The sequence below is a fragment of the Methyloceanibacter sp. genome (assembly GCF_041573655.1).
In the GTDB taxonomy this organism is placed as follows: Bacteria; Pseudomonadota; Alphaproteobacteria; order Rhizobiales; family Methyloligellaceae; genus Methyloceanibacter.
This window is the reverse complement of the sequence record NZ_JBFFQD010000081.1, coordinates 1-5,514: the sequence shown is the minus strand read 5'-3', so window position 1 is coordinate 5,514 and position 5,514 is coordinate 1. Positions and strand designations below refer to the sequence as shown.

Sequence of the window (5,514 nt, the reverse complement as noted above, 5' to 3'; positions counted from 1 at the left end):
GGCAGCACGCCGGTCTCCGAGGCCATCACCACAAGACCGTCGTCGGTCACGAAGTAGCGCGCCGGCCGCAAGCCATTGCGGTCGAGCGTGGCGCCGATCTGACGGCCGTCGGTGAAGGCCATGGCGGCAGGGCCGTCCCACGGCTCCATGAGGCAGGCGTGATACTCGTAGAAGGCGCGGCGCTTGGCATCCATCAGCGGGTTGCCGGCCCAGGCCTCCGGGATCAGCATCATCGCGGCATGGGCCAGGCTGTAGCCGCCTTGCACGAGGAACTCGAGCGCGTTGTCGAAGCACGCCGTGTCCGACTGGCCTTCGTAGGAGATCGGCCACAGCTTCGAGATGTCCTCGCCGAACAGTGGCGACGACACGCTCGCCTGGCGCGCGGCCATCCAGTTGACGTTGCCGCGCAGCGTGTTGATCTCGCCGTTATGGGCGACCATCCGATAGGGATGCGACAGCTTCCAGGACGGGAAAGTGTTGGTCGAGAAGCGCTGATGCACGAGAGCGAGCGCAGAGGCGAATTTCGGGTGATGCAGATCCGGGTAATAGGCGCCGAGCTGGTAGGCCAGGAACATGCCCTTGTAGACCAGGGTGCGGCAGGACAGCGATACGATGTAGAAGCCGATGTCGCGTCCGCCGGTCTCGCCGTTGATCGTGTTGGAGATCACCTTGCGCAGCAGATAGAGCCGGCGCTCGAACTCCGTCTCGTCCTCGATGCCGGGGCCGCGCCCGATAAAGACCTGCCGGTGCATAGGCTCGGTCTCGACGACTTCCGGCGACAGCGTGGCGTTGTCCGTCGGTACGGTGCGCCAGCCGAGAAGCTGCAAGCCTTCCGCCTCGATCACGCGCTCGATGGCGGACTCGCAATAGATGCGCTGCGCCTGGTTGGACGGCATGAAGATCTGCCCAACCGCGTAACGGCCCGGTTCCGGCAGCTTGATGTTCAGCGGTGCGCAGACCTCCTCGAAGAAGGCGTGCGGAATCTGCACCAGCATGCCGGCGCCATCGCCGTCGCGGGGGTCCGCGCCGGCCGCGCCACGATGGGTCAGGTTCTCCAGGATCTGGAGTCCCTGCTCGATGATTTTGTGGTTCTTGCGCCCCTTCATGTCGGCGATGAAGCCGACGCCGCAGGCATCGTGCTCGTTGGCCGGATCGTAGAGTCCTTGCGCTCGCGGCAGTCCTTTCGGAGCCACGTCGGTCAATCCAGGAATGAGCGCACGGGGTGCCATTGTGAGTATGGAACCTCGGCCTCGCCCCAAGTCGGGAGCGGGCGTCTAGAGTTTGGCGAACGGCCGTCCTCTTCACCAGAAGAACGTGTGAGGTAGAAGAGAAGATCCGGCCCTTGGAGGCTAGCGCCTTTGCGCCAGCGAATGCGGGCTTTAGAGACCGTATTCCGCCCCTAATGAAGCGTCTTTAAAGCCTCGCGCCGCAGCCCCCGGAACAAAGGTCAGCATGCCTGTCCTATTTAGTGTCAAAATGACAGATTTCCAAGGGGTGCACAAGCACGATTCGGTGACCCCAAGGGCCCAAAGGGGCGCACGCCTGTTCACCTCGTTCTAGCGGAGGCGTGATTTGACGTGAGCGCGCCCGCGCTGGCCTACTCTTGGGGTGATTGGGCCGCTGGCCCCCGGAAAACTGCCTTTTTTTCTGACCCCAACGAGGATTTTACATGACCGATCAATCCAAGACGATCACGGGCCTGGCCCTGGCTTCCGCCTTCGCCGCTGCCCTCGGCCTTGCCGCCACCAGCGCCGCCGCCGAGGACAAGAAGAAACAGGTGGAGTGCTACGGTGTCGCCAAGGCCGGTGATAACGACTGCGCGGCCGGCGGGGATACGACCTGCGCCGGGAGCTCTACGGTGGATTATCAAGGCAATGCCTGGAAGCTCGTGCCTGAGGGCACCTGCACGACCATGGAACTGCCGGATGGCCGCAAAGGGAGCCTGAAGCCGCTCGACCGCGATCTGCCGCCAGTTTAAGCGGTCATGGCGACCTCCGCTGCCATGCTGGAGCAATCCTTCGGCCAAAGCCCGATCCCGCCCCGCGCGGGCGTCGGGCTGAAGCCGGAGCACTATCGCGACATCCTCGATGAGGCGCCCGATATCGGCTGGTTCGAGATCCATGCCGAGAACTATATGGGCGAGGGCGGGACGCCCCATGCCTGTCTCACGGCGGTGCGCGAGCGCTATCCGCTGTCGCTTCACGGCGTGGGGCTTTCGATCGGGGGGGCGAGCCCGCTCGATACAGAACACCTTGCCCGTTTGCGCGTCCTGATCGACCGCTATCAGCCGGCGCTGTTCTCCGAGCATCTGGCCTGGTCGAGTCACGACACCGTCTATCTCAACGACCTCTTGCCGCTGCCCTATACGGCGGAGACCCTCGATCGGGTGTGCGGCCATATCGACGAGGTGCAGGACACGCTTCAAAGGCAGATGCTGCTGGAGAACCCGTCCACCTATGTCGCCTTCGCCGAGACCTCCATGAGCGAGGTGGCGTTCTTGTGCGAGATCGTGCGGCGCACCGGGTGCGGGCTGCTGCTCGACGTCAACAATGTCTTCGTGCAGGCCACCAATCACGGTTTCGACGCGCGCACCTATCTCGACAGCTTTCCCGTCGAGCATGTCCGTGAGATTCATCTCGGCGGCCATGCGGAAGATGAGGACGACGACGGCGCCTCGCTCCTCATCGACGACCATGGGCGCGAAGTCGCCGACCCCGTCTGGGGGCTCTACGCGCATGCGCTGAGCCGCACCGGCCCTGTTCCCACGCTGATCGAATGGGACAACGACGTCCCGCCTTGGCCGGCGCTCTTTGCCGAAGCCAAGCTGGCCGACGCTGCGATTGTTGAGCGGCGTAGCAACCGCGCGGCGGTGTGATGGCGCGGCGCGCGGACGAGACCGAAGCCGTGTTTGCCCGCGCGGTTCTGGATCGTAACGCCGCCGTGCCGGCGGGTCTCGCACCACGCGAAGGAACCACGCCGTCGCGGCGCTTCGACGTTTACCGGAACAATGTTTATGCGAGCCTGATCGATGTGCTGGCCGCGCGCTTTCAAGTCACGGCGCAGCTTGTGGGCGAGACGTTCTTCCGCGCCATGGCGCGAGACTATGTGCAAGCCGAACCGCCGCGTTCGCCGGTCCTGCTGCGTTACGGCGCGGGTTTTGCCGGCTTCATCGCTGGCTTTCCGCCCGCGGACCCCGTGCCTTATCTGGCCGACGTGGCCCGGCTGGAATGGGCGTGGCACAAGGCCTATCACGCGGCGGACGCCAGAGGGTTGCCGCTTGAGGCGCTGCAAGCGAACGCCGGTGACGTGGAGTGCGCAACGCTGTGCCTCCATCCGTCGCTTGGCGTCGTGCGGTCTGTTTATCCAGTGGTGACGATCTGGCAGCTTGCGATGCGCGATGGCGAAGACGAACCGGCGCGCCTTCCGGCCGACGGCGAGGATGCACTGGTGGCGCGGCCCGAGCTTACCGTCGACGTGCGGCGCTTGCCGGAAGGCGGTGCGGACTTCGTGCTCGCTTTGCAGGGCGGCGCCAACTTGCAGAGTGCTGCGGCCGTCGCCACCGTTTCTGCGCCGGACTTCGACTTGAAAGCAAATCTCGCAGGGCTGATGTCGAGCGGCGTGATCGTCGGCATTGGCGGCGATGCTTAACGAAACCTTTCCCCAATAGGTGAGCTGTTAAGCCCCGCGAAAGTTGTAAGGCGTACGCTTTCTACTGCCGCTGATTGTGTCCAGCGTTCTGCGGCACTCCTGGCAGGTTGTTCTCTCCCATAGCCACCTGCGGAATCGAGAAGGGCGCCCGCCGATCGACGGAGGACGCCCTTCTTGTTTGCGAAGACCGCTTTTCACCAGATGATGGCTTACGCGGCAGCCTGGCTGTCGAGCACCTTGGGCTGCTCGGTGGTTTTTGTGGCGATCTCGATGGTCCGGGGCTTCATGGCCTCGGGAAGCTCACGCTCGAGATCGATATGCAGCAAGCCGTTCTCAAGGGCCGCACCCTTCACCATGACATAGTCGGCGAGCTGGAAGCGCCGCTCGAAACTGCGCGCCGCGATGCCGCGATGCAGGACCGTGGAGTTCTCCTGCTCGACGGTTTTCTCGCCGCGAACGGCAAGCGTGTTCTCCTTCACCTCGATGTCGAGGTCGCCCTCGCCAAAGCCGGCCACGGCCATGCTGATGCGGTAGGCGTTCTCGGAAACGCGCTCGATGTTGTAGGGCGGGTAGCTTGGCGTGTTGCCTTCGAACGTGTTCAGCGTATCGAGCAACGAGCCAATACGGTCGAAGCCGATCGTCGAGCGATAAAGGGGGGTGAGATCGAAGTGCCTCATGTCACATCCTCCATAAGAAGCGATATGGTCGTTTGCCCGCTCCGTCGCGGAGCCGGGCTCTCATATGCGCAAGCCTGATGGCCTTGCGGCTTGGGAACATATGGGAATGGATTTTTTCGCCTTCAAGAGACGCAACTTGCTGAAAATGCAGGGAAATCGAACTTTTCATCGCGGCATTGGCAACCGATGCGCAATGGCGTTGTTCGGGCTCCACGCTGTGGCCAGGCGAATTCCATTGCTATAAGGAGATCGCCACGCGTGCCGGAGCCTTGCGCTGGGAATCTTGGGGCCACTCACGGATATGGATCTCGTTTCGACACCAAAGAACCCGATCCCCTTGGGGACGTCGTCGGGTTATCTCGACGTTCGCAAAGGGGTTCGCATCCGCTTCGCGAGCTGGCAGTCGGCATTGCGCGAACGGCACGGCACGGTCTGCATTTTTCCCGGCCGGAACGAGTTCATCGAAAAATACTTCGAGGTCGTCGGCGAACTGCGGCGGCGCGGGTTTGCCGTGGCCGTGCTCGATTGGCGCGGGCAGGGCGGTTCAAGCCGGCTGACGCGCAGTCAAACGAAGGGACATGTGCGCGACTTCGTCGATTACGAAGAGGATCTTTCCCACTTCATGAAGGGCGTGGTGCTTCCGGATTGCCCGATGCCCTATTACGCGCTCGCCAATTCGATGTCGGCTGCGGTGCTGTTCAACGCGGCGACCAAGCGCGGCTCCTGGTTTAGCCGCATGGTCATGACCGCGCCCATGGTGGAGCTTATGGGACTGCCGATGCCGCGAGGCGTTTGCGCGCGGCTTGCCGACACGGCGACACTGTTCGGTTTTGGCAAGCAGGCGGTGCCCGGCACGTTCGAACAATGGAACAGCGACGTCTTTGAGGGAAATCCGCTCACCTCGGATAAAGAGCGGTTCTACCGCAATGTGGGTGTACTCGAGGCCACGCCCGGGCTCGCTGTCGGGCCGCCGACATTGGGTTGGCTGCACGCGGCGTTCGAGGCCATGGACCGGCTTACGGACGAGAAATATGCGCCGCGCATTCGCATCCCGTCTTTGCTGGTGGCGGCGGGTGACGATCAGGTCGTGTCGAGCAAGGCAATCGAAGACTTGGCGTCACGGCTTCGGGCCGGCTCGCAGATCGTGCTGCGCGGTGCGCGTCACGAGATTCTTCAGGAACGTGATTCC

General features: G+C 63.3%; 5 protein-coding genes and 1 pseudogene. 4 read left to right on the top strand and 2 right to left on the bottom strand.

Annotated elements, in window-relative coordinates; genetic code table 11:
- Positions 1–1,229 (bottom strand): annotated as a pseudogene (locus ABY454_RS11965) (glutamate synthase subunit alpha); the annotation flags it as partial.
- 440 nt (positions 1,230–1,669) lie between these two features.
- On the opposite strand from ABY454_RS11965, the gene ABY454_RS11960 reads away from it, so the two are divergent.
- Genes ABY454_RS11960 through ABY454_RS11950 form a run of 3 tightly spaced genes read left to right on the top strand, consistent with a single transcriptional unit; the run spans position 1,670 to position 3,648 of the window.
- Positions 1,670–1,978 (top strand): DUF2282 domain-containing protein, encoded by a 309-nt coding sequence (locus tag ABY454_RS11960; protein WP_372930957.1) that lies wholly within the window; start codon positions 1,670–1,672, stop codon positions 1,976–1,978.
- Between the two features lie 6 nt (positions 1,979–1,984).
- A complete protein-coding gene (locus ABY454_RS11955) occupies positions 1,985–2,875 on the top strand; it encodes a DUF692 domain-containing protein (RefSeq protein WP_372930955.1) in 891 nt (296 codons plus the stop codon).
- Complete coding sequence (locus tag ABY454_RS11950) at positions 2,875–3,648, top strand: DUF2063 domain-containing protein (protein ID WP_372930954.1); 774 nt, start codon at positions 2,875–2,877, stop codon at positions 3,646–3,648. The genes ABY454_RS11955 and ABY454_RS11950 overlap by 1 nt, the downstream gene beginning before the upstream one ends.
- Before the next feature lie 209 nt (positions 3,649–3,857).
- Here ABY454_RS11950 and ABY454_RS11945 read toward each other — a convergent pair whose 3' ends face one another.
- Positions 3,858–4,325, bottom strand: coding sequence for an Hsp20 family protein (locus ABY454_RS11945; protein ID WP_372930952.1), 468 nt, complete (start codon positions 4,323–4,325; stop codon positions 3,858–3,860).
- Positions 4,326–4,608: 283 nt separating this feature from the next.
- Between ABY454_RS11945 and ABY454_RS11940 the strand changes: the two genes are divergently transcribed.
- The coding region (locus ABY454_RS11940; RefSeq protein WP_372930951.1) for an alpha/beta fold hydrolase at positions 4,609–5,514 on the top strand (906 nt) is incomplete at its 3' end.